This window comes from Brevibacillus sp. HB1.3, from assembly GCF_013186635.1.
Taxonomy (GTDB): Bacteria; Bacillota; Bacilli; order Brevibacillales; family Brevibacillaceae; genus Brevibacillus; species Brevibacillus brevis_D.
The window spans coordinates 273,616-297,420 of sequence record NZ_JABMIT010000003.1 but is presented as its reverse complement, the minus strand read 5'-3'; the positions used below and the strand labels follow the sequence as shown (position 1 = coordinate 297,420).

The following is a 23,805-nucleotide window of genomic DNA, read 5'->3' as shown; positions in this document are numbered from 1 at the left end:
TTTAGATAAAAAGAAAAGCCATCTTCGATAAGAAGAAGGCTTGATAGCAGCTAATGCTCCCCCTCCTTATCTCCCAGGACGTATATGTCCTGCAGGAATTGGCACCTTGTCACAAAATATGCGTGACGGTTGCCGGGCTTCATCGGGCCAGTCCCTCCACCTCTCTGGATAAAGAAAATATGAAATTTAAAAAAACCTTCTTCGCTAAGAAGAAGGTTCATCTACTAATGGAGTAACCCGCTTCTTATCTTTCGAGACGAAACGTCTCGCAGGAATTGGCACCTTGTTGCAATATGCAACGGTTGCCGGGCTTCATCGGGCCAGACCCTCCACCTCTCTGGATAAGAACCATTTATGCTGTTGAGCTTTATTCTAAGAAATTCCAAGGCAAGCGTCAACAAAATTCTTTCTTTTCTGATTGCAAGCTGATCTGGCAAGGCTTTCAGTTGTGGGTGAACAGGCTTTCTACCTCTTCCATACTGCAGCAGGCACAATGAAATACGCCCTCCTGGCATTCCTCAGGCTGCTCTTTTTCCACAACATATCCGCACCATTGGCAAATAAAAAGTTGCATCATTGCTCGCCCTCCTCTTCTATTATTCTGCCCAAAATAAAAAGAGCATTTTCCGCTCGACCGTGACGATCGTTAGAAAATGCCAGAAAAGGAGGGGCATACTTGTCTACTGATTTTACCTTACCCGAAGTACCGTTCTTTCAAAATGCTAGTGTGGTGAGCTTCATGTCCAGCAATCACATAGACCAATGTCCTTGCAGATAGCTTGTTTCCGTTGGCAAGTCCTGTACGCAACCACGCTTCTGGCGAGATTCCTCGCACCTGCGCGATGGTGGAAGCTCGGGCAGCCTTATACTCTTCCAGTAAATCAGACAGGTCTCTTAGCTGAAAACACCCGTGTTCAACAAACGCATTCTCATCAAAACCGACGAGGGGTGTCTGATCTCCTCTTGCGATTCTCAGCAAGCGATAGCTCATGATGCGTTCTGCATCGATGAGATGACCCAAAACCTCTTTAACCGTCCATTTGCCTGGTGCATACCGATAATCAGCTTGCTCGGGCGCAAGGGACGAAAATAACGCGACGATCCTCTCTCCTTGCTGCGTGAGGATCGTTTGGAGCTCCCCCTCTGGTACAAGACCTACATAATAGTCAAAATAAGCAGCATATTCATCTCGCTCTGGTCGTCTGAGCATATGTTTCCCACTCCTCATCATTCGGTTTCGATAGACAAATTACTATGTAAGCCTTCAAACAATAGGACCCTTGCCGGGGCGGCATCCGTGCCGACCAGCTTGAGTGGTGCAGCTACCAGAAAATACTCGCCTGGCGGGACCTCTGCTAGCCGCAAGCCTTCCACGACAATGACTCCCGCTGCAAACAATTTTTTATGTGTGGGGTGACCTTCCTGGCTGCGTTCGATTCCAAGTGCATCGGTACCAATGCCCCGCAACCCCAGCTCACTTACATATTCCGCACCTTCTTCAGACAGAAAGATAAATTCAAAGGAGAACGCCTCTTCAAAAGAGTTTTTTGTTTTAAACAGGACAAAATCTCCTCGCACAAGATCGAAGCTCTCCAAGTCAGCGCGAGTGATCCTGTCCTCGACCGCTGTGAGATCGAGAACCTTGCAAGGGCCCACTAGCTTCTCCAAGGAAATACTTTCGAATGTATCGCCAGCATTCACCATATGCAGGGGAGCATCCACATGGGTACCCGTGTGGAGGTCCATGTCGATTCTCGATTCTGTTACATAACCGTTGGTGGCGGTCCGTATTTTCGGCTGCTTTTCCGGCTTGTTTTTATACACCGTCATTCCTTCGTACACGGTGGCGGTCACATCATACATTTTCATCCCAAACGCCCTCCCTTTTGCCTACTGTTTTTTTCGATCCGCTGGAAAAACAATCCCCATCTGCCTTCTCGCTTCATCCATGACCTGCATGGCCATTTTGGAAACTTCATGCGAATTCGTTGCAGATTGTCTGGCCCCGATCTTCGCCAAGTGTAGAAATTCTCTTATTTCATAATGCATGGTCTTCGGGGTCTGCGGCCTTGCTACTTGCTCGATTCGTCCGTCCCTGTAGCGAATGTCCACTTCTTTGAGATGGTTGATTCGATCGATCACCATCGTAGCGTCCTCCCCTTGAATTTCTGCTGGCTGATAGGAGGTCGTAATTTTCGAGAAGCTAACGATGGCATCCATCTCTCGATACTTCAACAACATACTGCCTTCTCCGTCCACTCCTGAATCAAGCACGATTCCTTCTGCTTTGATCACGTCTGGTCTGCCAAAAAGGATGAGTAACGGATAAAGACAATAAATACCGATGTCCATCAAGGCTCCGTTTGAAAAAGCAGGATCAAAAGCACGTAAAACCTTCCCTTCGCGGTAGGCGTCATAGCGCGAAGAATATTGGCAATTGCTAGCAATAAAACGTCGTACTTTTCCCAGCTTGTGCAGGTTGTCTTGTATCGCAAAAAAATTCGGCAACAGTGTAGATTTGACAGCCTCCATGAGCAGCACGTCATTTCTTTTCGCTGCCTGGATCATTTCTTCTACCTCAATCGCATTAGAAGCAAGTGGCTTTTCACACAATACGTGCAGCCCCGCGTCCATGCACTGGATCGCTTGTTCCGCGTGGCAGGAGTTGGGGCTTGCAATATAGACCGCGTCCATATTTTTGCTTGTAACCATTTCTTCTAGGCTGCTATAGGCGAATGGAGCATGGTACTTGTCAGCGATTTCCTTGGCGCGTTCGTTCGTACGTGAATAAACAGCCTGAAGAGAAAATCCTTCTACTTCTTGACCAGCCTGGATAAATTCCTCGGTGATCCAGTTCGTTCCGATTACGCCAAATCGCATCTCATCCGCTCCCTTTTCTTTTTCTATCTCGTTGCAGTAACTGGCAGTCGTTCTTCGACCTTATCCAGCCACCACACGAATCCGTCTGCTGCAAGCAATTGCTCTGCGGCCTTTGGTCCGAATGAGCCTGCTTCGTACGTAAAGAGCGGCACCAAATTTTCAGCGAAGGCTTCCAAAATCGGTGTCACCCACTCCCACGACAGCCGGACCTCATCCCAATGCGCAAAGTAAGTGGAATCCCCCCGGAGTGCATCGAACAAGAGCAGCTCGTACGCTTCTGGCACGTCTTTTGTCCCTGAACTGAAATCTACCGTCACCGGCTCAATCTTACCGCTATTTGTCGGATTCTTACTATTTACCTGCAAAGCAATACCTTCATTTGGATTCACACTGATGATCAACAAATTAGGCGATGGCGTTTCATTTTGCTCCTGATATAGCTTTTCGTGCGGATTTTTGAACTCAATGACGATCCTGGTTGATTTCTCTTGCAGTCTTTTTCCCGTGCGAATATAAAAAGGTACCCCTTCCCAAAACGGGTCATCAATCCAGACACGCGTGGCAATATACGTTTCTGTCAGGGAAACGGGATCGACACCAGGCTCGTCCCTGTAGCCAGCTACAGGCGTTCCTTGAATATGACCTGCGCTATACTGACCGCGAATCACGTGGGTCCCGACTTCTTCTTTCTTCATCGGGCGCACGGCTTCCATCACCTTGCGTTTTTCTTCGCGGATATGGGCGGATGTGATTCGCTTCGGAAGCTGCATGGCGATAATCATCAGCATTTGCAGCATGTGATTTTGGAGCATGTCCCGCAGTGCTCCGGCTGGCTCGTAATATCCAGCCCGGTCCTCGACGCCGACCGTTTCATTCGCCGTAATTTGTACGTTGGCGATGTACTGATTGTTCCAGAGAGCCTGGAAAACCGGGTTCGCGAATTCGAGAGCTTCGAGGTTTTGCACCATCGGTTTCCCCAAGTAATGATCAATGCGATATATTTCTTCTTCTGAAAATGCTTTTCCCAGCTTTTCATTCAATTCTTTCGCGGATTGCAAATCATGCCCAAACGGTTTTTCAATGATCAGACGCTTCCAGCCTGTCGTTGAACCCAGTCCGCTGTCTTTGACATTGGTTGCAATTCCCTCGAAAAATTGCGGGGCCACTGACAAGTAAAACATCCGGTTTTGCGGAATCTGCAGCTCTTGCTCTCTTTGCAGGACCAAATCATGTAACGTTACATAAGCACGCGGTTCCATGACATCTACTTCCGCATAGCGACAAGCAGACAAGAAAGCATCTAGCTCGCGGGAATCAATCTGGGCGCGACGGGAAAATTCATGGACAGACTGGCGAACAGATTCCTGAAATTCGTCATCAGACCAGGCCCTTCTCCCCACACCAATAATCGAAAAGGCAGCAGGCAACTTTTGATCTACAAATAAGGTAAAGAGCGCAGGGAAAATTTTGCGTTTGGCTAAATCTCCTGTCGCACCAAAAAGGACAAAGGTCATCGCTTCCATCTTTTTTTCATTCCCTTCATACGTACGCCGTGATGATGGTTTTTGTGGTTACCCTGTTATTATTCGAGAAAATCACTGCTTTATCAATATGTAGCGTTACGAACGACGCAAGATTGCACGTACCGGGCTTCCATCTGCTTCTACTAAAGGAAGCGGCAGTGCGATCAATTCATAATCACCCGGTTCCACATGATCGAGGAGAAGCCCCTCCAAAATATGAATATGATGCTGGTGAAGTCCATGATGAGCAGCCAGTTCCTTGCTGTCCAACGGATCGACAGATGGGACATCTACTCCGATTAGCCGAATGCCCTTTTTGGCAAAGAACGCTGGCAAGTCCGCTCGCAGATGACAGATCGTTGACGGAAACTGATTGGGGTCGCTCCATGATAATGTTTTGAGCAGCAAGCGCTCCACACCCTCCAGATCAACCTGGGCAAAATCTTCTGGACCAATGCTGGAGTGTCCAGTAAGCTCTACCACTCTTGCCTCTCCGATGTACAAGTCTAGTGGTAAATCAGCTATTTTTCGGCCATCATCATCGAAGTGAAATGGAGCATCCACATGAGTACCTGTGTGAATACTCATGGTTACTTTGCCGACATTGACTGAGCCACTCTCCGCTTTGGGCCAGTTTACGACATAGTGAAAGGGAGTGTCCCCCGGCCAGGTCGGCATACCTGCCATGAACGGACGGGATATATCTATTATTTTCATCGCGTAACCTCCACCTTCCAGCAACTGTTCAAGCCTATACTCAGCGTACAAAAAAGACTGTATTGAGTCAATATTCTAACATTTGTACCAAAAAAAGACTGCAGCTTGATAGCGTGCCGACAGTCTTTTCGTTGATTTCAGATTCTACTGTGAAGAGACAGGTAATCCCACACTTCATGATAAAATCCGTTGTCATCCACTTGTTTCAAATGTTCTTTCAAAGTCCTCAACCACTCAATGGTCGTTGGATACGTTGCTGCAATGGCCTCCCGCAGATCGCTCATTTGAATGGGGCGGTCGACCCCTTTTGTTACGACATCATGCCATACCTGCTCCGTCGCGAGCTCCACTACATACTCGATGTCTGCCCCCGAATAAAACTCCGTCCATCCTGCCAATTGCTCATAATTTAGCATCTCAGTGGGACGGCCCTCCAGTTTTAGGCGAAAAATATCCTCCCGTGCTTGCCGATCTGGCGGTCCGACAAAAATCCAGTGATCAAAGCCGGCTGCTCGGAGCATGGATGGCTCCAATTCCCACGGGACGTTGGTTGCACCCATCAGGACGAATCGTTCGTTGTACTCGCCTACCTCCGCTATCTGCTGAAGCCATTTGGAATCGATCCCCTGTCTAGGATAGGAGTTCGCATGCTCTTCGTAATGGCTGGAAGCCTCCAGTTCATCTAAAAAAAACAGGAACGGTTTATTGGCTGGAGCTGTTGCCAGTAAGTCATGGATGTTAAACTGCCTGTTCGACGGCGTATACATACTTCGACCGCCTGTGTTCGCCATGGAGAAAAACTGAGCCTGGCATTCTTCTGCGGTTGCTTTTGCCAGCAAAGATTTTCCACACCCCGATGGCCCGTAAAGTAAGATGGTACTTTTCTTTTGAGGCAACCGTTGAGAAATAGGCTGTAGGAGTCTTTGAAAAATTGCCTCTTTTACTCGTCCAAGCCCGCCGACCATTCCAAAGCCCGCCGTTTTCTCAACGAGTTGAACCGATTTCGTGGTGGTCTTCCCTTTGCCCCCTTCAATGACGCGTATCTTAGGTGAAAACATCGTAGTGTATGTAGAGGAATCCTTCTGATTGATCCCTTTTAACGTCCGTGAATAGGGGGATTCTTTTTGTAGCTTGTTGAGCTCGATCACAATTTTTTCCTTCATCGCTTCATTACCATAGGCAAGGGCCTGCGTAAACGCTTGTAAAGCCTCCGTACGATCCCCCTGCTCAGCATGCTCTAACCCTAACAACAGCCATACTGGTGCATTGCGTTGATCGCTCGTCAACATGCTTTTCAGTATTTCTATCTTCGTCATCTGCTTCATCCTCTGCGATCGTTCTGCTTCAAGCGATCGTTTAGTATCACGGACATATCCATTATAATGCATACGTCTCGCAAGAAGAATACGAAAAGTAGGAAAAGATGGAAGAAGGACTGTGACCGTCACGCGAAAAAGACGCCTCCAGCTGCACAGCATTGGGCGTCCAAAATTCAGTCTCTATCCTTTCCCCGGATAAACTCCGCCTTCCACACAAATGATGAACGAGAGTCCGAGATAAGGTTGCATATTATTATGAGGCTGAGTCCCGCCTGTGGTTCCAATCGCTTGCGGGCTAAGCTGTGTCCCATCACTCGTGTTGGAGTAAGGAATGATACCTCCCCTGCCACTAGTAGATGACCATTTCGCCCCTGTTGGCGTATCCCCTGTAGGCGTTGAGCACGCATTGGGAACATGCGTATGCGCCGGAATTTCGTTTTGCAGCAGTGTTATCTTGGCTGCGCCATCTGTCTGACCTGCCGTACGCGGTGTCAATCCAGGTCCTTCCCCCTGGTTCATCGGGGCTGTGCCTCTTAAATTGGGAAGCGCAAATGTGGTCTTGCCATCGCCGCCATACTTTGTTCCCAATATCGAATACAAAATAGGATTGGAAGGGATCGTAAGCAGTTGTCCATCACAAAAAGCCCAGTCCCTCGGCGGGAAGTTGCCAGCGAAGATACGAATTTCTCCAATATACGGATCCATATAATTGTGCCTCCTCTAGTTTCTTGGCGGGTAAATCCCTTGAATCGCGATGCAAAAATTCCCGACCAAATACGGCTGCATATTCGTATGAGGCGCACTGTTTCCTACCGTTTGCAACGCACTCTCACTCATCGTCGTATCAGGCGTTGTCCCATAGGTTGTGGTGGATGCTTGTGCCCAGTAGTTCCCAGCGCTCGTTTTTTCATTGGCACCTGCATTCGAGCCCGTCGCGGTATGGGTATGAGCCGGTATTTCGTTTGTTGTTAATACATGCGTTTCTTCTCCGGCTGACATCCCAAGCGGTACGATTGGACGATCTTGTTGATTGTTTTTATGAACGGGGACACGCCCTCTTAAATCTGGTAGGGCAAAATTGTTTTTCCCGTCCCCCCCATAAACGGCACCTAGCAAGGAAAATAGTGCCTGGTTTCCATTGAGAGGCAACAACGCACCATTACACAAAGCCCAGCCCTTTGGCGCAAATGGAAAGGGAAAAAATCGAATTTCTCCAAGAAATGGTTCCACGTAAAATCCTCCTGTTCGATTGAAATGTTAATTTTGTTGAGGATAAATCCCATACAGGGCAATGATGAAATTAATAACCGTAAACGGCATCAGGTTACTGTGTGGTTGATTTCCACCTACAGTACTCAAGCTGGAAGCGTTCATCGATCCATCAGGTGCATTTGTTGAATATAGCTGCGTATTCTTTGCCCATACAGCATTGGCAGGGCTATTCTGCGTTCCTGGCTGCGATGATGCTTGGACCGTATGCGTATGCGCGGGCAATTGTGGGACGTTTAAGGTGACGGATTCTACACCATTTTTTTCACCTATCACAAAGGTAGTTCCTGTGCTCGGATTTTTCCCTTGATGGAGCGGGATACGCCCCCGTAAATCAGGCAATGCAAAAGTCGTTTGTCCATCCCCGCCATATGTGAATCCAATCAAACTAAACAATGTGTCGTTTTCCGAAATCGATAAAATCTGTCCCTCGCATAATGCCCATCCTTGTGGTGCATAATCTCCCCCAAACATCCTGATTTCTCCAAGAAATGGCTCTGCCATGTTGCTTCCTCCTTATGTAAAGTGGTTATTTCCCTTGTCAAACGAACAAACTGGTCATTTTTGCAGAAGTGGCTGCCATTCCATTTGCATATACAGCCCCGTTGAGTCGGTCACGATGAAATGAAATCGTTCATATAATCGAAAGGCAGGATTCCCTTGTAAAACGCGTAAACGGATCGGTAATTGGATAGCTTCAGCCTCTTTTTGCAGATCGCCAATAATGCCAGAACCAACACCCTGTCCCCGATAAGCAGGCAGCAAAGAAATATCAACAAGATGCAGTGCTTCTCCGCTCGCATCCGTGATCAAACGACCGATAGGCTGCCTGGATCGCAGAATGATTTGATGATTTTGAGCGGGAAATTGCATTTGGTAAGATTTCTGCTGCATGATAAACTGCGACTGTAAAAAAGCAAGCTTGTCCGACTCACTCCAACCCCAAAGTGCCATTTCTTCCGTTCTCGTAGAACAGTACAATTCCCAAATAAATGATTCGTCTTGCTCATATTCAAAAGGTCTGGTATGTACCATAATCCTCCTTGTAGTAATCGTTGTACTTTTCTGATATCCTTCCTGATTAAATAGCAATCATCAATCATGATATCATTATGCAAATTCTTTCTAACACTAACTAAAGTTAGCTCTTTTACAGGAAAAACGGGTCCAGATTACGATCCACGACAAAACAAAAAAGAGTAGGACGGTTTGAACGCCGCCCTACTCTTCATCATGTCTCCCTTATTCAAAAAAAGTACGCGGGGATTTCCGCCATTCGCCCAATACTTTTTCCTGTTGGCTAGTAATAACCCCTTGCTCTGAAGCTACTTCCAAAAGCGCTGTATAATTCGAAATGGTGGAGCAAGGAATGCCTGCTTCCTCAAACAAGGCTTGGGCATCCGGGAATTGATAGCTGAAAATGGCTACGACCCCCAGTACCTCTCCACCCTCTGCCTGTACCGCTTGCGCTGCTTTCAAGGAGCTGCCTCCTGTGGAAATCAGGTCTTCAATCACGACGACCTTTTGACCAGCCGCCAATGCGCCCTCGATCTGGTTTTGGCGACCGTGGCCTTTTGCCTTGTCCCGTACGTAGATCATAGGCAGGTCAAGCAGCTCTGCAACCCATGCAGCATGTGGAATACCAGCAGTTGCTGTTCCCGCAACAACCTGCGCATCTGGGTACTGCTCCTTGATCAGATCGGCAAATGCTCTCGCAACGGCACGGCGCACATGCGGATAGGACATCGTGATCCGGTTGTCGCAGTAGATCGGGGATTTAATCCCGGACGTCCATGTAAAAGGTTGCTCCGGACGCAGATGAACTGCCCCGATTTCGAGAAGATTCGCTGCAATTTGTTTTGCGGTTGTCATTGTCGTCATTTCACTTATTCCCTCCAGCTGGCTACTTTACGAACGATCTTTTTCCACTGCTGCGACGATGCTTTGCCATACTCCTACCGGATCTTTAGCACCCGTAATGGCGCGTCCGATCACGAGGTAATCACTGCCCAAGCGGAATGCCTGTTCTGGTGTCGTGATACGCGTCTGATCACCTTGATCTGCTCCCAGTGGGCGAATTCCAGGCGTTACGGTTACAAATGCGTCTCCAGCAGCTTTTTTGATCATCGGTACTTCTAGTGGAGAAGCAACGACCCCATCCAAACCTGCTTGCTTGGTCATCAGAGCATAGTGCACGACAACATCTTCTACCGCACCTGGAATCGCCAATTCTTGATTCATCGTTTGCAAACCAGTGGAAGTCAGCATCGTTACACCGATCAGGAGGGGACGAGCAGCACCTGCCGCTGTCCCTTGCTCCAAGCCTTCTCTCGCTGCCGCCATCATGGCTACGCCGCCTGCCGCATGAACGTTTACCATGTCTGCTCCCAGACGAGCCAGGCTTCTCATCGCGCCTTTTGCTGTATTGGGAATATCATGAACCTTCAAGTCGAGGAATACGTTGAGTCCTTTTTCCTTCAAGAAGGAAACGATCGCTGGCCCTTCTGCGTAAGCGAGCTCCATCCCTACTTTTACATAGCGGATATGCCCCTGTAGCGGCTCGATGCACTTCTTGACTTCATCCAGTGTGGAAAAGTCGAGCGCAACAATCATGCGTTCGCGAATATCGGTTAGTTGTTGTTGCACGCTGCTCTCCCCTTTTTATATGGTTACTGCCACTTTGGCACCAGCACGCTGGGCTGGCATTGCTTCTGTAGAGAATGTGATCGTCTCCAGTACGTGCAGGAGAGCGGAAGCTGTATCGAGTGAAGTCAAGCATACGGCGCCGTTCTCTACCGCTTCCCGACGAATGCGGAAGCCGTCGCGTTGTGGCGTTTTGCCTTTTGTCAGTGTATTGAGTACGATGTTCGCTTCGCCTGTATGGATGACATCCAACAAGTTTGGCGTGCCTTCCGATAATTTACTTACCCGTGTGACTTGCAGTCCCGCTTGCTCCAAATAATCGGCTGTGCCTGCGGTTGCCATCAGCTTGAAGCCGAGGTGGCGGAAGCGTTTCACGATGTCCAGCGCTTCTTCCTTGTCTTTGTCAGCAACAGTCACGAGCAAGGTGCCTTGTGTCGGGATATTCATGCCTGCTGCGACCAAGCCTTTGTACAACGCTTTTGCCAGAGTGCTCTCGCGTCCCATGACTTCTCCGGTCGATTTCATTTCAGGGCCGAGCGTAATATCGACGCGGCGCAGCTTTGCGAAGGAGAAGACTGGTACTTTGACAGAAACCATCGACTCCTCTGGATGGTAGCCCGGTGTAAAGCCTTGTTCCATGATAGAGTGACCAAGGATCGCTTTCGTCGCGATGTTCGCCATTGGAATCCCCGTTACTTTGGAAAGGAATGGCACTGTACGGGACGAACGCGGATTGACCTCGATTACGTATGGGCGGTCTTTATAGATGACGAACTGGATGTTGAGCAAGCCTTTGATTTGCAGGGCACGCGCCAGCTTCGTCGTCATGTCGATCAGCTCATCCTTAATCGCTTGGGACAAGGATTGCGGAGGATATACAGCGATAGAGTCGCCGGAGTGCACCCCTGCGCGTTCGATATGCTCCATGATGCCTGGGATCAGAACGTTTTCGCCGTCGCAGATCGCATCGACTTCCGCTTCTATTCCGACCATGTAACGGTCTACCAGTACAGGGTGATCAGGGTTTACCTTCACCGCTTTTTCCATGTACTCCAACAGTTCGGACTGGTTGTAGACGATTTCCATCGCACGGCCACCAAGTACGTAGGATGGGCGCACCAGGACCGGGAAGCCAAGACCCTCTGCCGCCACTACTGCCTGATCAACTGACGTAACCGTTTTGCCTGGTGGTTGGGCGATTTCCAGCTCGCGCAGTAGCGCTTCGAACTTCTCGCGGTTTTCCGCTGCGTCGATGTTTTCCAGACTCGTACCCAAGATTTTGATTCCGCGTGCAGCCAGCTTGTCAGCCAGGTTGATCGCGGTTTGTCCGCCGAATTGTACGATGACACCCTCTGGTTTTTCTACATCGAGAATGTTCATGACGTCTTCAAGGTACAGCGGCTCGAAGTACAGGCGATCAGAAGTGTTGAAGTCTGTAGAAACGGTCTCCGGGTTGTTGTTGATGATCACTGCCTCATAGCCCGCTTCTCTCAGTGCCCAGACGGCGTGTACCGTTGCGTAGTCAAACTCGATTCCTTGACCAATGCGGATTGGTCCGGAGCCCAGTACCACCACGCGTTTTTTGCCTGTCTCGATGCGCTCGTCTTCTACTTCATAAGCGGAGTAGTAGTACGGTGTTTGCGCCTCGAATTCTGCCGCGCACGTATCTACCATTTTATATACAGGTACAAAGCCTTTTTCTTTGCGCATGGCGTGTACCGCTTCTTCTGTCTCACCGCACAGCTCGGCAATTTTGCGGTCCGTGAAGCCCATGCGTTTTGCTTCGTACAGCTTCTCGCTCGTCAAGCCATTTGCCAGTTGTGCTTCAAAGGCAATCATTTTATGGAACTTGTGCAGGAAGAACAGATCGATCTTGGTCAGGCTGTGCAGTTGTTCGATTGTCCAGCCACGGCGCAGTGCTTCTGCCAGCAGGAAGAGACGTTCGTCATCCGCGTGCACCAGACGTGCTTTCAGGTCGTCCTCGCTGATTTCGCCTGCTCCCTTGATCTCAATGTGATAGCTGCCGATTTCCAAGGAACGGATGGCTTTCATGATCGATTCTTCAAAAGTCCGACCGATTGCCATTACTTCTCCAGTCGCTTTCATTTGCGTACCGAGCTTGCGGTTGGCGGATTGGAACTTATCGAACGGCCAACGTGGGATTTTGCTGACGATGTAGTCCAGTGTTGGCTCGAAGCACGCATATGTTTGACCTGTCACCGGGTTTTTCAGTTCGTCCAACGTGTAGCCGATTGCGATTTTGGCTGCCATCTTTGCGATTGGGTAGCCTGTTGCCTTGGAAGCCAGTGCAGAAGAGCGGCTCACACGCGGGTTCACTTCAATCACGTAATACTGGAAGCTGTGCGGGTCGAGTGCGTATTGAACGTTGCAGCCACCCTCGATACCGAGCGCCCGGATGATGTTTAGTGCCGATGTGCGCAGCATTTGATACTCGCGGTCAGCCAGTGTTTGGCTAGGCGCTACTACGATGGAGTCACCTGTATGCACGCCGACTGGGTCGATGTTTTCCATGTTGCACACGACGATGCAGTTGTCGTTGGCATCGCGCATTACTTCGTACTCGATTTCTTTCATGCCGGCAATGCTTTTCTCGATCAAGCATTGCGTAATCGGGGAGTATTTCAATCCGCTTGCGACAATCTCGCGGAGGGTTTCTTCATCATCACAAATTCCGCCGCCTGTACCACCCAAGGTGTAGGCAGGACGAACGATGATGGGATAACCGATTTCGTTTGCAAAATCGACGGCTTCTTCTATCGTGCTCACGATGACTGATTCAGGTACTGGCTCACCCAGTTCATTCATGAGGGAGCGGAACAGGTCGCGGTCTTCTGCTTGCTTGATCGATTCCAGCTTGGTTCCGAGCAGCTTTACATTTTCTTGCTCGAGAACGCCTGCTTCCGAGAGGGCAACAGCCATGTTCAAGCCGGTTTGACCGCCAAGCGTAGGCAGCAGTCCATCCGGCTTCTCTTGACGAATGACGCGCGCTACGAATTCAGGTGTGATTGGCTCGATATATACTTTGTCCGCCATGTTTGTATCAGTCATGATGGTCGCCGGGTTGGAGTTGATCAGAACTACCTCCATGCCCTCTTCTTTTAACGCTTCGCATGCTTGCGTGCCTGCATAGTCAAATTCTGCAGCCTGCCCGATGACGATTGGTCCAGAGCCGATTACGAGGATTTTTTTCAGATTATCTTGTTTTGGCATGAGTTTTTTCCTCCTTAGCGGTTTCCATCATCGCAAGAAACTGGTCGAACAGGTAGCCGGAATCATACGGTCCTGGAGCTGCTTCTGGATGGTATTGTACTGAGAATGCATTCTTCGCGGCATGACGTACACCTTCGATGGTGCCATCATTCAGGGCGATATGTGTAACTTCCAGCTCCGTGCCTGCAAGCGAGTCTTCTTTGACTGCATAGCTGTGGTTCTGGGATGTGATATAGGTGCGTCCGGTTGGCAGCTCTTTTACTGGATGGTTGCCGCCACGGTGTCCGAATTTCATTTTCGTCGTGTCAGCGCCAGATGCCAGCGCGAACAGTTGGTGACCGAGACAAATTCCGAACAGAGGATATTCACCCAAGATTTCGCGTATCATCTCTACGGCTTGCGGTACGTCCTTCGGGTCCCCAGGGCCATTGGACAAAAGTATCCCGTCCGGTTGAATGCGGCGAATCTCTTCTGCTGTCACATTGTAAGGCACAACGACTACGTCGCAGTTGCGCTTGGTCAGCTCGCGCAAAATCCCGTGCTTGGCTCCGAAGTCTACCAGTACTACCCGATGACCTGTGCCTGGGCAGCTGAAGACGCTTTTCGTAGAAACGCGTGATACTTGGTCTGTCATCAATGTCGTGCCGTTTAGGGCAGCAACCAATTCAGCCAACGGGGCTTCACTGGTTGTAATCATGCCCTTCATCGTGCCGTGGTAACGAATTTTTCTCGTCAGCATCCGGGTGTCGATTCCAGCAATGCCCGGAATGTCGTATGTTTTCAGCAGTTCATCGAGTGTGTTCGTATTGCGCCAGTTGCTCGGTGCCTCGCAATGCTCGCGAACAACGAAGCCGTGGATGTATGGACGAACAGCCTCAAAGTCGTCTCGATTGATCCCGTAATTTCCGATTAGCGGGTATGTCATGGTGACGATCTGTCCGCAGTAGGATGGGTCGGACAAAACCTCCTGATAGCCAGTCAGCCCTGTATTAAAAACCACTTCCCCGTAAGACTCCTTTGTCGCTCCAAATGCCGTCCCGATAAATTCTGTTCCATCTTCCAAGATCAATCTTGCACGCATTTATGCTCCTCCTCCATTGTCGTGTAAAAACTTTTGTCTTGTCTGTCAGTCGTTTTTACACGTTTTGATATACGATCTTTCCATCTACAAGCGTCAGAGTCGGCCAGCCTTTGCATGCCCACCCAGCAAATGGTGTGTTGATTCCTTTACTTGCGAATGTGCTTGGGTCAATTGTTTTTTCCGTTTCCAGATCCATCACAGTCAGGTCTGCTGGTGCGCCTACTTCCAGACGACCATATGGCAGTTTAAATGCTTCTGCTGGCTTCACAGTCAACAGCTCAACCAGCTTCTTCAAGGTCAGCTCTCCCGTTTGTACGAGATTTGTGTACAACAGCGGGAATGCTGTCTCCAGTCCGACGATTCCGAATGGTGCGCGGTTGATCCCGTTGGCTTTTTCCTCTTGGGTGTGTGGTGCATGGTCGGTTGCGATCATATCAATGGTGCCGTCTTTCAATCCCGCAATTAGTGCAGCGCGATCTTCACGAGAGCGCAGCGGCGGGTTCATTTTCCAATTTGTATCCAGATTGTCCGGAATATCCTCGTCGCACAGCAAGAGATGATGCGGACTTACTTCACACGTTACATTTACCCCAGCGCGTTTTCCGTCGCGTACCAGACGCACGGACTCTTTTGCGCTGATGTGACATACGTGGTAGTGCACACCTGTCTGTTCTGCCAGCAAAATATCGCGGCCAACGTGGATGGACTCTGATTCAGAAGGAATTCCTGGGAGTCCGTGTCGAGCTGCAACCACCCCGTCATGCAAAGCTGCTCCCGGGATCAACAGGTCTTCGTCCTCACAGTGAGCGACGATTGCGATACCGAGCTCTGCTGCTTTTTGCATGGCCTTTTTCATCATGGCTGTTGATTGGACACCCACACCGTCATCTGTCAGCGCGAAGATCCCCGCTTCTTTTAACCCAGCGAAATCCGTCAGCTCTTTTCCCAATTGGCGAACCGTAATCGCACCATACGGGATGACGCGCGCCATACCTGCCTCGCTCGCTTTGTCCAAAATGTAAGTCACTGTTTCGACACTATCGATGGATGGTCGCGTGTTCGGCATGCATGCTACCGTTGTAAATCCGCCTTGTACCGCTGCTTTTGCCCCTGTTTCAATCGTTTCTTTATGTTCAAAGCCTGGTTCACGCAAATGTACGTGGACATCGATAAGACCCGCACTAATCATGCCGCCATGGCAATCGATCCATTCATGCCCCTCGCGATCGAGTGTCTCCCCCATCGCTGTGATTCTTCCCTTTTCCACCAATATTTCCATCGGGGTGAGTTCCCCCGCCTGATTTAGTACGTTGCCGTTGCCAAGGATGATTCCCATGTCATTTCGCTCCCTTTCAAAAGAGTTTCTAGAACTGCCATTCTTGCTGCGACTCCGTTGGTCACTTGGGTTTGAATCAAGGACGTTTCGCATTCTACCAAATCGGTATGAATCTCAACCCCGCGATTGACGGGTGCCGGATGCATGATAACTGCGCCGGACTTCATCATTTTGGCTCTTTCCAGTGTGAGCCCATGTGCCTTGTGATACTCTTCCTTCGATAGATAGAGGGATTCCGCATGGCGCTCCAGCTGCACGCGCAGCATCATGACCACATCTGCGGTTTGAACCGCTTCTTCCATTTCCACGATTTTCACACCTTGCGGGATATGCGCCGGCATCATCGTAGCAGGACCTGAGAGTAGCAGATTCACACCGAGCTTCGGCAGCGCATGCAGGTGAGAACCGAGCACGCGGCTGTGGCGCAGGTCTCCAATGATCGCTACCGTGAGACCAGAGAGCTTGCCAAACTGCCTTTTCATGGTCAAAAGATCGAGCAGGCATTGGGTCGGGTGCTCATTCGTTCCATCTCCCGCGTTGATCAGCTTCAGATCTACGCTCTCAGCCAGCTCTTGCAGCAGGCCTTCCTTCTTGGTGCGGATCACGGCTGCTTCCACGCCCATTGCTTCCAAGGTGCGGATTGTATCATAGACCGTTTCTCCCTTTACAGTAGAGGAGGTTTCCGGAATGAAGTTCAAAACATGTGCGCCCAGTCGCTTTTGTGCTACTTCAAAAGAAAAGCGGGTTCTGGTGCTGGCCTCGAAGAACAGATTCGCGACAAACCGTCCGCGCAGGATATCCGCTTGCTCAGTTGGTCTGGCAGCCCAATACTCTGCTCGCTCGAGGAGCTGGATGATCTGTTCTTTTGATAAATCTTTGAGGCCAATCAGGTGCGCTACATTTTTCATCATGAATCCCTCCGATTCTTTATTTTTCACAAAGAAAAAGCTTCTTGGCATCGCTTTGCATCTGGAGGCAAGCGAGACAAGAAGCTGGTTGAGTGCCTTTTTGGGCAGCCGAAACAGCGTTCTTTGCCTTGCCAGCCTCTCTGGACTGGATTTAAAGGATTGGGAACGTATAAGCTATTTATTTTTGTTCTTCAAGATGCGCTTCTCCCATCGCGGACGCTTTTCCTGGAAGGATCAGGTGCAGAATAATTCCCAGGAAGGTAGAGAGTGCGATATTATCGATGGTCAGGTCGCTCAGGAAAGCGATACCTGTACTTGCAAAACTGATTTTGTATCCGCCGATTCCCGTGACGAGGATGACGGCTGCGAGAATCATGTTGCGCTTGTCTGCAAAATTCACTTTGTGCTCGACGTACATCCGCAAGCCTTGTGCCGCGATGATACCGAACAGGATGATGGAGACACCGCCAAGTACCGGCGTTGGAATCGTCATTAAAATGGCGCTAACCTTTCCAGCGAAGGCGAACATGATTGCCAGTACAGCAGCCAGACCGATGACCACTCGGCTGTATACCTTAGTCATTGCAAGGACACCGATGTTTTCTCCATATGTCGTTGCTGGCGGTCCTCCCAAGATAGCTGCCAGTGAGGTTGCCACCCCGTCTCCGAGCAAGCTGCGGTGCAGACCCGGATTTTTCATCAGATCGCGATCCATGACCTTACTCGTTACCAGCAAGTGACCCAAATGCTCTGCCAGCGTGACGAAAGCGACTGGCGCGATGACGAGTGCTGCGATCCATGCAGAGCCGTCGCCGATCACACTCATGACTTCGGTAAATTTGAAGTGCTCCGCAAACATTTTTTGTGGCGTGATGAACCAGTCTGCTTCTACTACTTTTTGAAAGTTAATCAGGTCAGGGTGACGCAGTAGTGTGTATACATAACCTGTAACCATACCGATCAAGATGGGGATAAGACCAAGGAAACCGCGCAGCATAACTGCTGCAAGTACTGTTATGACCACAGTTACGAGCGAGATTTCAATCGATGTCAGCGACATTTGCGATTGACCATCTACAGTGACTTTTGTTGCCATGTCTACTGCTACGCCAGCCAGGCTTAGACCGATCACAACGATGACGGATGCGATGACAACTGGTGGCAGTACCCGATCGAGCCATTTGACTCCTGCCTTCTTTACGATACCGGCGACGATGATGTACACAATCCCGGAGAGGAAGCAGCCTAAGAGTGCGGTCCCTACTCCATGTGATTGACTCACGACGATAATCGGACCGATGAAAGCGAAGGAAGAACCGAGGTAGTTCGGCAGCTTTCCTTTGGTGATCCACAGGAACAACAGGGTTCCAATCCCACTTGCCATGAGCGCCGTTGCAACATCCAGCCCCGTTAAGATCGGCACCAATACAGTCGAGCCGAACATCGCGAACAAGTGTTGAATACTAAGTGGCAGCAATCGCGAAATATGTGGTGTTTCGTCTACATCGATGTAATTTTTCTGGCTCATGCCTGTATGCCCCCTGTTTTGTTTCATTCATTCAAAACTTCTTTTATACAAAAAGCTTCTTTTTATACAAAAAACCTCTTTGTGCGGACACAAAGAGGCTAGCTTCGCCATAGTCATGGGAAGTATCTTGCCTCTTGCCGACCTCACAGGATCGTTTTTAAAGAGGAATTCTATTCTTTTTACAGTAGCTGTCGGATGGAGACAATGTCCATAACGTCCACTTCTGCCAATTGTACATCGACAATTTCCGTTCGAGCAGTAGGGAGGTTCTTTCCGACGAAATCTGGGCGGATTGGCAGCTCGCGATGACCACGATCAACCAGGACAGCCAGTTGAATCATCCGTGGGCGACCGTTGTCAATCAGGGCATCCAATGCGGCACGCACGGTTCTTCCCGTGTAAAGAACATCATCGACCAGAATTACAGTCTTACCTGTGATTTGATCTGGAAGCTTGGAGCCTTGCAAAATGGCATCTTCGGACTTGTGCTGAAGATCGTCACGATAAAACGTAATGTCCAGCTCACCGACTGGGACTTTCACATTTTCAATCATTTCGATTCTTTCCACAAGGCGTTGCGCGAGGTAGATCCCTCTGGTCTTAATCCCCACGATAATGAGATCCTCGACGCCTTTATTTCGCTCAATAATTTCATGCGCGATTCGCGTGAGCGCGCGGCGGATCGCCGCTTCATCCATAATAACGCTTTTGTTGATCATCTCAATATCCCCCTTTTCGACGGGAACAGTGGACCTTACGAAAAAAGGCTCCTTGTCAGGAGACAAGAAGCCCTCGGACAAACTGACCGGACTTTTAAGCGTCCCGCCTGTTTGTCATTCCGTGCCCTTGCCAGCCTCACTGGACTGGATTAAAAGGTTCCATTCGTCATGTAGAATTATGTCACGATTCTGGACGGGTGTCAATGCAGCCCGGAAAAGTCTAACTATTCCCAATAGACGCTGACCCACGGTGGCAAATAGTTCGCATAATAACCAATGTCCCCTGTCATGTCTTTGATCAGCTCGACTTGTTTGTCCGCATCTTCACCAATTCCTTGGATAAACAAGGAGCCATGCTCCGCTCGATCCAACCGCAAGAAAAGAAGCTGATTTCCATCTGGAGATGGCACAGGATAGTAGTCCGCTGTATTCGCTTCTCCTTTTGTCACCTGCTGCTCTGCTCCATCTGAGGACCGCCGCCAGATGCCTTGTTCCGGTACCATGACCTTCTTCGGGTCGTATGAATACTCTGTAGCCAAGCCCCTGGTGAAAAGCAGCGTGTACGAAGCTTTTGGAATCCATACTGGATAAGTGTCTACCACCACCGGACCAGGGCTGACTGTTTTAACCTTTCCTGTCCGATCTGCCAGCTTTAACTGCTTGTTAGTCGTGGCGGTCCGGTCAGTGCCTTCGACAAAAGCGAGCTGTTCGCCATTTGGTGTCCAGGCAAGCCAATCAGGATAAGCCAATCCTGTTCCGAGGTCTATTGGCTTTTTGGCAGGCTGTGTCAAATTAAACCATTGAATCGGTACGCCATCAGCAGACAAGGAGCCTGAGTTATATCTGACAAAGTAGGCCACAGCCTTCCCATCCGGCGATACTTTTAAGCCTGTCGCTGCCCATGGGTAGATGCCTTCCTCCACTTTTGGCGGTTCTGCAATCGGGTAGGCTGCCAACGGTTTACCTGCAAGTGTGCGCAAGGCCAGCGTCATCGGCTTATTTTTTTCGGCTGGTAGTGAGACAAGCATGTTTTCCCCATCCGGCATCCAAGCAAAATCTTCGAAGTCAGCCTTCGTTGTACTTTGCAAAGCTAATTCTCCATGCTCTTTGACTTCTTTTACGATCAGCAATTGTCTCGGAGCTTCATTACTGCCGACATTCACGGTGTACGCGAGCTTGTTCGCTTTCGGAGACCATTTTGGTGATTCAAAAATCGCTCGCTCGTCTACCTGCACAGCTTTGCTGCCGTCAGCTCTGACGATCCACACATAGCCTGGTGTCGAATAATTGTCGTTGCCTTTGTATTTCACGAACAGAAGCCACTTGCCATCTGGCGACCAGCCCACGATCTGTGCATAGCCATCCTTTGTGATTTGCTTGATCTTTCCCGTCGCGTCCCGGCCATCTACCAAAAACAAATGCTGGTTGCTCGTAAATGCGATTTTTGCCGGAACGCTTATTTCCTTGTTCACACGCTCTGGCCCTTGGCTTTGGGCTGCCACCTTTGCTTCACCGTTTGCTGTGACAAGTACAACCAAAAGGACAAAATGACCGAACAGCTTCCCCCATTTTCCGATCACAGACATTCACTCCTTACACGCTCTATTGAATGATGAAAAAAAACGCCAGAAGAAAGTAATTAGCTCTCTACTAGCGTTTTCCAATCCAACTGCCATTATGTAAGTGTCATAGGAAGACTTGCTGCAACAACAAGAAACGATTGCCATACAGATCCTTGAAAATAACCTCTATGCCATACATTACTTCGTTTGGTTCACTCACAAACTCCACGCCGCGTTGAAGCAGTGTTTCGTACGTGGACCAAAAATCATCCGTCTGCCAAACCCACATTGGGTTTTTGCCGACCTGACGAAGCATTTCCTGCGCAACATCTTCCCGATGCCAATGGGTAGGGTCATGCAATACAATCTCTAGCTCCTGCTCTGGAAGACCGACGGTGAGCCACCGAGAACCATCATCCATCCGAGAATCCATGCGTTTTTCGAAACCGAGTTTTTCCGTGTAAAACTGCAATGCCTCTTCACAGTCGTGAACGTACAGCGTCACATGCGCCAATCTTTTTAGCACGGCTCTTCCTCCTGTTCTCTACGCTTGTCTGAGAACTTCGATGACGTCAAGCATTTCCTTCGGCATTGGCGCTTCGAACTCGAGCTGCTCTCCTGTACGGGGATGGATAAAGCCCAGTGTTTTCGCATGCAAAGCTTGTCCATCGAGCTCCAATGTATTTTTCGGACCGTATTTCGGGTCGCCCGCCAGTGGATAGTCAATGTACTTCATGTGTACGCGAATTTGATGGGTACGCCCTGTTTCGAGCTTCAATTCCACCAATGTGTACTCTTTGAAGCGCTCCAGCACGATAAAATGCGTAACAGCCGGCTTGCTGTTTTCAAAAACGACCGCCATTTGTTGGCGATTTTTCGGATCGCGCCCGATCGGTGCTTCAATCGTTCCCATTTCATGCGGGATGACCCCATGGACAAGCGCGACATACTTCCGATTGACCGTATGTGCTTTCAACTGTTCAGCCAACCCCATGTGTGCCTTGTCGTTTTTGGCTACCATCAACAGGCCGGACGTATCCTTGTCAATACGATGGACAATTCCCGGACGCAAAACGCCATTGATTCCGGACAAATCCTTGCAATGTGCCAAAAGCCCATTGACGAGTGTCCCACTGTAATGACCAGGGGCAGGATGCACGACGAGACCACGTGGTTTATTCACGACCACGACATCGCTATCCTCGTATACAATATCAAGCGACATCTCTTCTGGCTGGATCGCCATTTCCTTTGGCGGCGGAACACGGAGGGTCACTTCGTCCTCTGCCTGTAGCTTGTAGTTGTTTTTGATCGGTTCACCATTTACAGTAACGCGACCTTCCTTCACCCAAGCCTGTACCTGTGAACGGGACCAATCTTCATTTTGCAGTGTGATGAACTTGTCGATGCGCTCATTCGCATCCGTTGGGTCTACCGTCCAATCGTAACGTTCAAACAATTGCGTGTCATTCATGTATGTTCTCCACCTATCCGAGCTTTCCCACTATTATTCTCATGATTATCTGTTTTTCTTCCCATCCAGAAAAACATCGAGAAGCAAAATCCCCACACCAATCGTGATGGCCATATCCGCCACATTAAAGATCGGGAAGTGAATCAACGTAAAATCGAGAAAATCTACGACTTGACCGGACATCGCGCGATCAATGAAATTCCCAACGGCTCCACCCAAGACAAATGACAGCGCCAACGATGCACGAGGTTGTTTTTTTCCCAAGCGAATCAAGGAAATGACAATCCCAATCACAACCACAGCGGTAATGGCGATAAAAAACCAACGTCGATTTTGTAGGATACCAAACGCCGCTCCCATGTTTCGATGGGAAGTGAGATGAAAGACGTCCGCGATCAAAGGAATGGATTCTCCCAGTTCCATATACTTCACGACTAAATACTTTGTAAACTGATCAAGCGCAATAATTACTGCCGCAATGAGATAGTACCACAATGGAATGTCCTCCTTATTCTGCTTCGACCAGCAACTGTACAAACACAATGTCAAATGATCATTTTACCAGAGACCGCCTACGTGAACAAGCGCTTTCCTTTTTTGTACAGGCGATAGCCTTTGCGTACGACTTCCAGCATCCACAATGGAATTTTCCATCCACGATCCTTGATAAATGGCAGATACACTTTGTAATACGCCTTGCGTAAATCACGCCATTTCGTATCTGTATCATTAACATAGTAATCCGATACGTCAATCAGATAACCTCGTCCCTGATCCATTAATACATTTTTCCCATGGACATCATGCGGAAACAAGCCCTTCCTGCGGGCCTCTTCTAACGCTTCCTCCACGTCTTCAATCACCTGCGGAGGAATCGGAATCCCAAAGCGGACACAGTCAAACAGGGGGATGCCGTTCATCCGCGAAATGACCAAGTATCCTTCCCCATAATCATAACAGATGGGGAAGGAACGAGTCTCCCCTAGCTTGCGATAAACTTCGATTTCCTGTTCGGCTCCTGGTCGTCCAGGTGCGTACAGCTTGATCACTACCTTCGGGTAATCCGGGTGGGCAAATACGGCAGCATAATTGCCGGTACCGACCAGTTCCCACGGGTATGGCGTGTGGTGTACAACGACTGGATCATCTGGCGACAGACTCTCCACTTGAACTTCCTGTAAAAAAGCTTGTAATATATGCTGATCGATCCGCATCGTTTCTCATCATCTCTCATCAGTTACCGACTTCGAACTACGTTAAAACAAAATTAATGAAGATTCATCTACTACGATCATTCAGACATTTCCTATAAGGGGCAAAAAATCCTTTGCACTGGTTGGGGCCAGGAAGTCCTGTCCGATTCCAATGAAAGGATTGCATATGGACAAGAATACCTCATTTTTTTGATTTGGTAAATGGGGGCCTTGTACGTTGCTGTCGTGGTGGGGAGGAAACAGGAGAAAACGCTCAGATTCTAGGGCCACCCCCTGTGGGATTGACTGTACGGCTCCATGAAAAAAAGCGAAACCCGCGTCCAAAGTCGTCTATTCAGGAGGCATTTCAGAGGTGGACGCTTAAAGCTTGTTTCTCTTTTTTTCATTGCGCCTCGGTCGGT

General features: G+C 49.3%; 24 protein-coding genes and 2 riboswitches. All 24 genes read right to left on the bottom strand.

What is annotated here, in order from left to right; all coding sequences use genetic code 11:
• Positions 1-63: 63 nt before the first annotated feature.
• A riboswitch (SAM riboswitch) is annotated at positions 64-175 on the bottom strand.
• A 66-nt stretch (positions 176-241) separates the two neighbouring features.
• Positions 242-348, bottom strand: a riboswitch (SAM riboswitch).
• Positions 349-442: 94 nt separating this feature from the next.
• Positions 443-577, bottom strand: a complete 135-nt coding sequence (locus tag HPY31_RS29005) for a hypothetical protein (protein WP_256434400.1) — start codon at positions 575-577, stop codon at positions 443-445.
• A gap of 117 nt (positions 578-694) precedes the next feature.
• A complete protein-coding gene (locus HPY31_RS09020; protein WP_172140249.1) occupies positions 695-1,210 on the bottom strand; it encodes a DinB family protein in 516 nt (171 codons plus the stop codon).
• Positions 1,211-1,227: 17 nt separating this feature from the next.
• Complete coding sequence (locus HPY31_RS09015; protein WP_172140247.1) at positions 1,228-1,869, bottom strand: cyclase family protein; 642 nt, start codon at positions 1,867-1,869, stop codon at positions 1,228-1,230.
• Positions 1,870-1,890: 21 nt separating this feature from the next.
• Entirely contained in the window at positions 1,891-2,880 is a 990-nt protein-coding gene (locus tag HPY31_RS09010; protein WP_172140245.1) for a Gfo/Idh/MocA family protein, read from the bottom strand.
• Between the two features lie 23 nt (positions 2,881-2,903).
• Positions 2,904-4,403, bottom strand: a complete 1,500-nt coding sequence (gene zwf, locus HPY31_RS09005) for a glucose-6-phosphate dehydrogenase (protein WP_172140243.1) — start codon at positions 4,401-4,403, stop codon at positions 2,904-2,906.
• A 96-nt stretch (positions 4,404-4,499) separates the two neighbouring features.
• Entirely contained in the window at positions 4,500-5,120 is a 621-nt protein-coding gene (kynB, locus tag HPY31_RS09000) for an arylformamidase (RefSeq protein ID WP_172140241.1), read from the bottom strand.
• Between the two features lie 137 nt (positions 5,121-5,257).
• Positions 5,258-6,436, bottom strand: a complete 1,179-nt coding sequence (locus HPY31_RS08995) for an ATP-binding protein (protein ID WP_172140239.1) — start codon at positions 6,434-6,436, stop codon at positions 5,258-5,260.
• A 183-nt stretch (positions 6,437-6,619) separates the two neighbouring features.
• A complete protein-coding gene (locus HPY31_RS08990) occupies positions 6,620-7,144 on the bottom strand; it encodes a phage tail protein (RefSeq protein ID WP_172140237.1) in 525 nt (174 codons plus the stop codon).
• A gap of 15 nt (positions 7,145-7,159) precedes the next feature.
• Complete coding sequence (locus HPY31_RS08985; protein WP_172140235.1) at positions 7,160-7,669, bottom strand: phage tail protein; 510 nt, start codon at positions 7,667-7,669, stop codon at positions 7,160-7,162.
• Positions 7,670-7,696: 27 nt separating this feature from the next.
• Complete coding sequence (locus HPY31_RS08980; RefSeq protein ID WP_172140233.1) at positions 7,697-8,212, bottom strand: phage tail protein; 516 nt, start codon at positions 8,210-8,212, stop codon at positions 7,697-7,699.
• A 54-nt stretch (positions 8,213-8,266) separates the two neighbouring features.
• The gene (locus tag HPY31_RS08975) at positions 8,267-8,743 is read right to left on the bottom strand and encodes a GNAT family N-acetyltransferase (RefSeq protein ID WP_172140231.1); all 477 of its coding nucleotides are present in this window, start codon (positions 8,741-8,743) and stop codon (positions 8,267-8,269) included.
• Between the two features lie 207 nt (positions 8,744-8,950).
• Positions 8,951-9,589, bottom strand: a complete 639-nt coding sequence (gene pyrE / locus HPY31_RS08970; RefSeq protein ID WP_172140229.1) for an orotate phosphoribosyltransferase — start codon at positions 9,587-9,589, stop codon at positions 8,951-8,953.
• A 27-nt stretch (positions 9,590-9,616) separates the two neighbouring features.
• On the bottom strand, positions 9,617-10,354 hold the full coding sequence (gene pyrF, locus HPY31_RS08965) for an orotidine-5'-phosphate decarboxylase (protein WP_353057234.1): 738 nt from the start codon (positions 10,352-10,354) through the stop codon (positions 9,617-9,619).
• Positions 10,355-10,369: 15 nt separating this feature from the next.
• Entirely contained in the window at positions 10,370-13,582 is a 3,213-nt protein-coding gene (gene carB, locus HPY31_RS08960) for a carbamoyl-phosphate synthase large subunit (protein WP_172140227.1), read from the bottom strand.
• Positions 13,566-14,663 (bottom strand): carbamoyl phosphate synthase small subunit, encoded by a 1,098-nt coding sequence (locus tag HPY31_RS08955; protein WP_142061874.1) that lies wholly within the window; start codon positions 14,661-14,663, stop codon positions 13,566-13,568. Before HPY31_RS08955 ends, carB begins: the two co-directional genes overlap by 17 nt.
• Before the next feature lie 55 nt (positions 14,664-14,718).
• The gene (locus HPY31_RS08950; protein WP_172140216.1) at positions 14,719-15,999 is read right to left on the bottom strand and encodes a dihydroorotase; all 1,281 of its coding nucleotides are present in this window, start codon (positions 15,997-15,999) and stop codon (positions 14,719-14,721) included.
• Entirely contained in the window at positions 15,966-16,907 is a 942-nt protein-coding gene (locus tag HPY31_RS08945) for an aspartate carbamoyltransferase catalytic subunit (RefSeq protein ID WP_048033695.1), read from the bottom strand. The genes HPY31_RS08950 and HPY31_RS08945 overlap by 34 nt, the downstream gene beginning before the upstream one ends.
• A gap of 178 nt (positions 16,908-17,085) precedes the next feature.
• Positions 17,086-18,435, bottom strand: a complete 1,350-nt coding sequence (locus tag HPY31_RS08940; RefSeq protein WP_172140214.1) for a solute carrier family 23 protein — start codon at positions 18,433-18,435, stop codon at positions 17,086-17,088.
• Between the two features lie 179 nt (positions 18,436-18,614).
• On the bottom strand, positions 18,615-19,154 hold the full coding sequence (pyrR, locus tag HPY31_RS08935) for a bifunctional pyr operon transcriptional regulator/uracil phosphoribosyltransferase PyrR (RefSeq protein WP_007728461.1): 540 nt from the start codon (positions 19,152-19,154) through the stop codon (positions 18,615-18,617).
• A 224-nt stretch (positions 19,155-19,378) separates the two neighbouring features.
• Entirely contained in the window at positions 19,379-20,740 is a 1,362-nt protein-coding gene (locus HPY31_RS08930; RefSeq protein WP_172140212.1) for a TolB-like translocation protein, read from the bottom strand.
• A gap of 100 nt (positions 20,741-20,840) precedes the next feature.
• Entirely contained in the window at positions 20,841-21,242 is a 402-nt protein-coding gene (locus tag HPY31_RS08925) for a VOC family protein (RefSeq protein WP_172140210.1), read from the bottom strand.
• An 18-nt stretch (positions 21,243-21,260) separates the two neighbouring features.
• A complete protein-coding gene (locus tag HPY31_RS08920) occupies positions 21,261-22,190 on the bottom strand; it encodes an RluA family pseudouridine synthase (protein ID WP_172140208.1) in 930 nt (309 codons plus the stop codon).
• Between the two features lie 45 nt (positions 22,191-22,235).
• On the bottom strand, positions 22,236-22,685 hold the full coding sequence (lspA, locus tag HPY31_RS08915) for a signal peptidase II (protein WP_172140206.1): 450 nt from the start codon (positions 22,683-22,685) through the stop codon (positions 22,236-22,238).
• 77 nt (positions 22,686-22,762) lie between these two features.
• Positions 22,763-23,404 carry a serine/threonine protein kinase gene (locus tag HPY31_RS08910; RefSeq protein ID WP_172140204.1) on the bottom strand — a complete coding sequence of 214 codons (642 nt, stop codon included), beginning with the start codon at positions 23,402-23,404 and terminating at the stop codon, positions 22,763-22,765.
• Positions 23,405-23,805 lie beyond the last annotated feature (401 nt).

Bases quoted from the DNA above. Each gene is read 5' to 3' on its own strand.
- HPY31_RS08995 (WP_172140239.1), bottom strand. From the start codon at position 6,436: ATGACGAAGATAGAAATACTGAAAAGCATGTTGACGAGCGATCAACGC.
- HPY31_RS09015 (WP_172140247.1), bottom strand. From the start codon at position 1,869: ATGAAAATGTATGATGTGACCGCCACCGTGTACGAAGGAATGACGGTG.
- pyrE (WP_172140229.1), bottom strand. From the start codon at position 9,589: ATGACGACAATGACAACCGCAAAACAAATTGCAGCGAATCTTCTCGAA.
- HPY31_RS08940 (WP_172140214.1), bottom strand. From the start codon at position 18,435: ATGAGCCAGAAAAATTACATCGATGTAGACGAAACACCACATATTTCG.
- HPY31_RS08980 (WP_172140233.1), bottom strand. From the start codon at position 8,212: ATGGCAGAGCCATTTCTTGGAGAAATCAGGATGTTTGGGGGAGATTAT.
- HPY31_RS29005 (WP_256434400.1), bottom strand. From the start codon at position 577: ATGATGCAACTTTTTATTTGCCAATGGTGCGGATATGTTGTGGAAAAA.
- HPY31_RS08950 (WP_172140216.1), bottom strand. From the start codon at position 15,999: ATGGGAATCATCCTTGGCAACGGCAACGTACTAAATCAGGCGGGGGAA.
- pyrR (WP_007728461.1), bottom strand. From the start codon at position 19,154: ATGATCAACAAAAGCGTTATTATGGATGAAGCGGCGATCCGCCGCGCG.
- carB (WP_172140227.1), bottom strand. From the start codon at position 13,582: ATGCCAAAACAAGATAATCTGAAAAAAATCCTCGTAATCGGCTCTGGA.
- HPY31_RS09010 (WP_172140245.1), bottom strand. From the start codon at position 2,880: ATGCGATTTGGCGTAATCGGAACGAACTGGATCACCGAGGAATTTATC.
- HPY31_RS08920 (WP_172140208.1), bottom strand. From the start codon at position 22,190: ATGAATGACACGCAATTGTTTGAACGTTACGATTGGACGGTAGACCCA.
- HPY31_RS09020 (WP_172140249.1), bottom strand. From the start codon at position 1,210: ATGCTCAGACGACCAGAGCGAGATGAATATGCTGCTTATTTTGACTAT.
- zwf (WP_172140243.1), bottom strand. From the start codon at position 4,403: ATGGAAGCGATGACCTTTGTCCTTTTTGGTGCGACAGGAGATTTAGCC.
- HPY31_RS08975 (WP_172140231.1), bottom strand. From the start codon at position 8,743: ATGGTACATACCAGACCTTTTGAATATGAGCAAGACGAATCATTTATT.
- HPY31_RS08930 (WP_172140212.1), bottom strand. From the start codon at position 20,740: ATGTCTGTGATCGGAAAATGGGGGAAGCTGTTCGGTCATTTTGTCCTT.
- HPY31_RS08945 (WP_048033695.1), bottom strand. From the start codon at position 16,907: ATGAAAAATGTAGCGCACCTGATTGGCCTCAAAGATTTATCAAAAGAA.
- kynB (WP_172140241.1), bottom strand. From the start codon at position 5,120: ATGAAAATAATAGATATATCCCGTCCGTTCATGGCAGGTATGCCGACC.
- HPY31_RS08955 (WP_142061874.1), bottom strand. From the start codon at position 14,663: ATGCGTGCAAGATTGATCTTGGAAGATGGAACAGAATTTATCGGGACG.
- HPY31_RS08990 (WP_172140237.1), bottom strand. From the start codon at position 7,144: ATGGATCCGTATATTGGAGAAATTCGTATCTTCGCTGGCAACTTCCCG.
- HPY31_RS08910 (WP_172140204.1), bottom strand. From the start codon at position 23,404: ATGCGGATCGATCAGCATATATTACAAGCTTTTTTACAGGAAGTTCAA.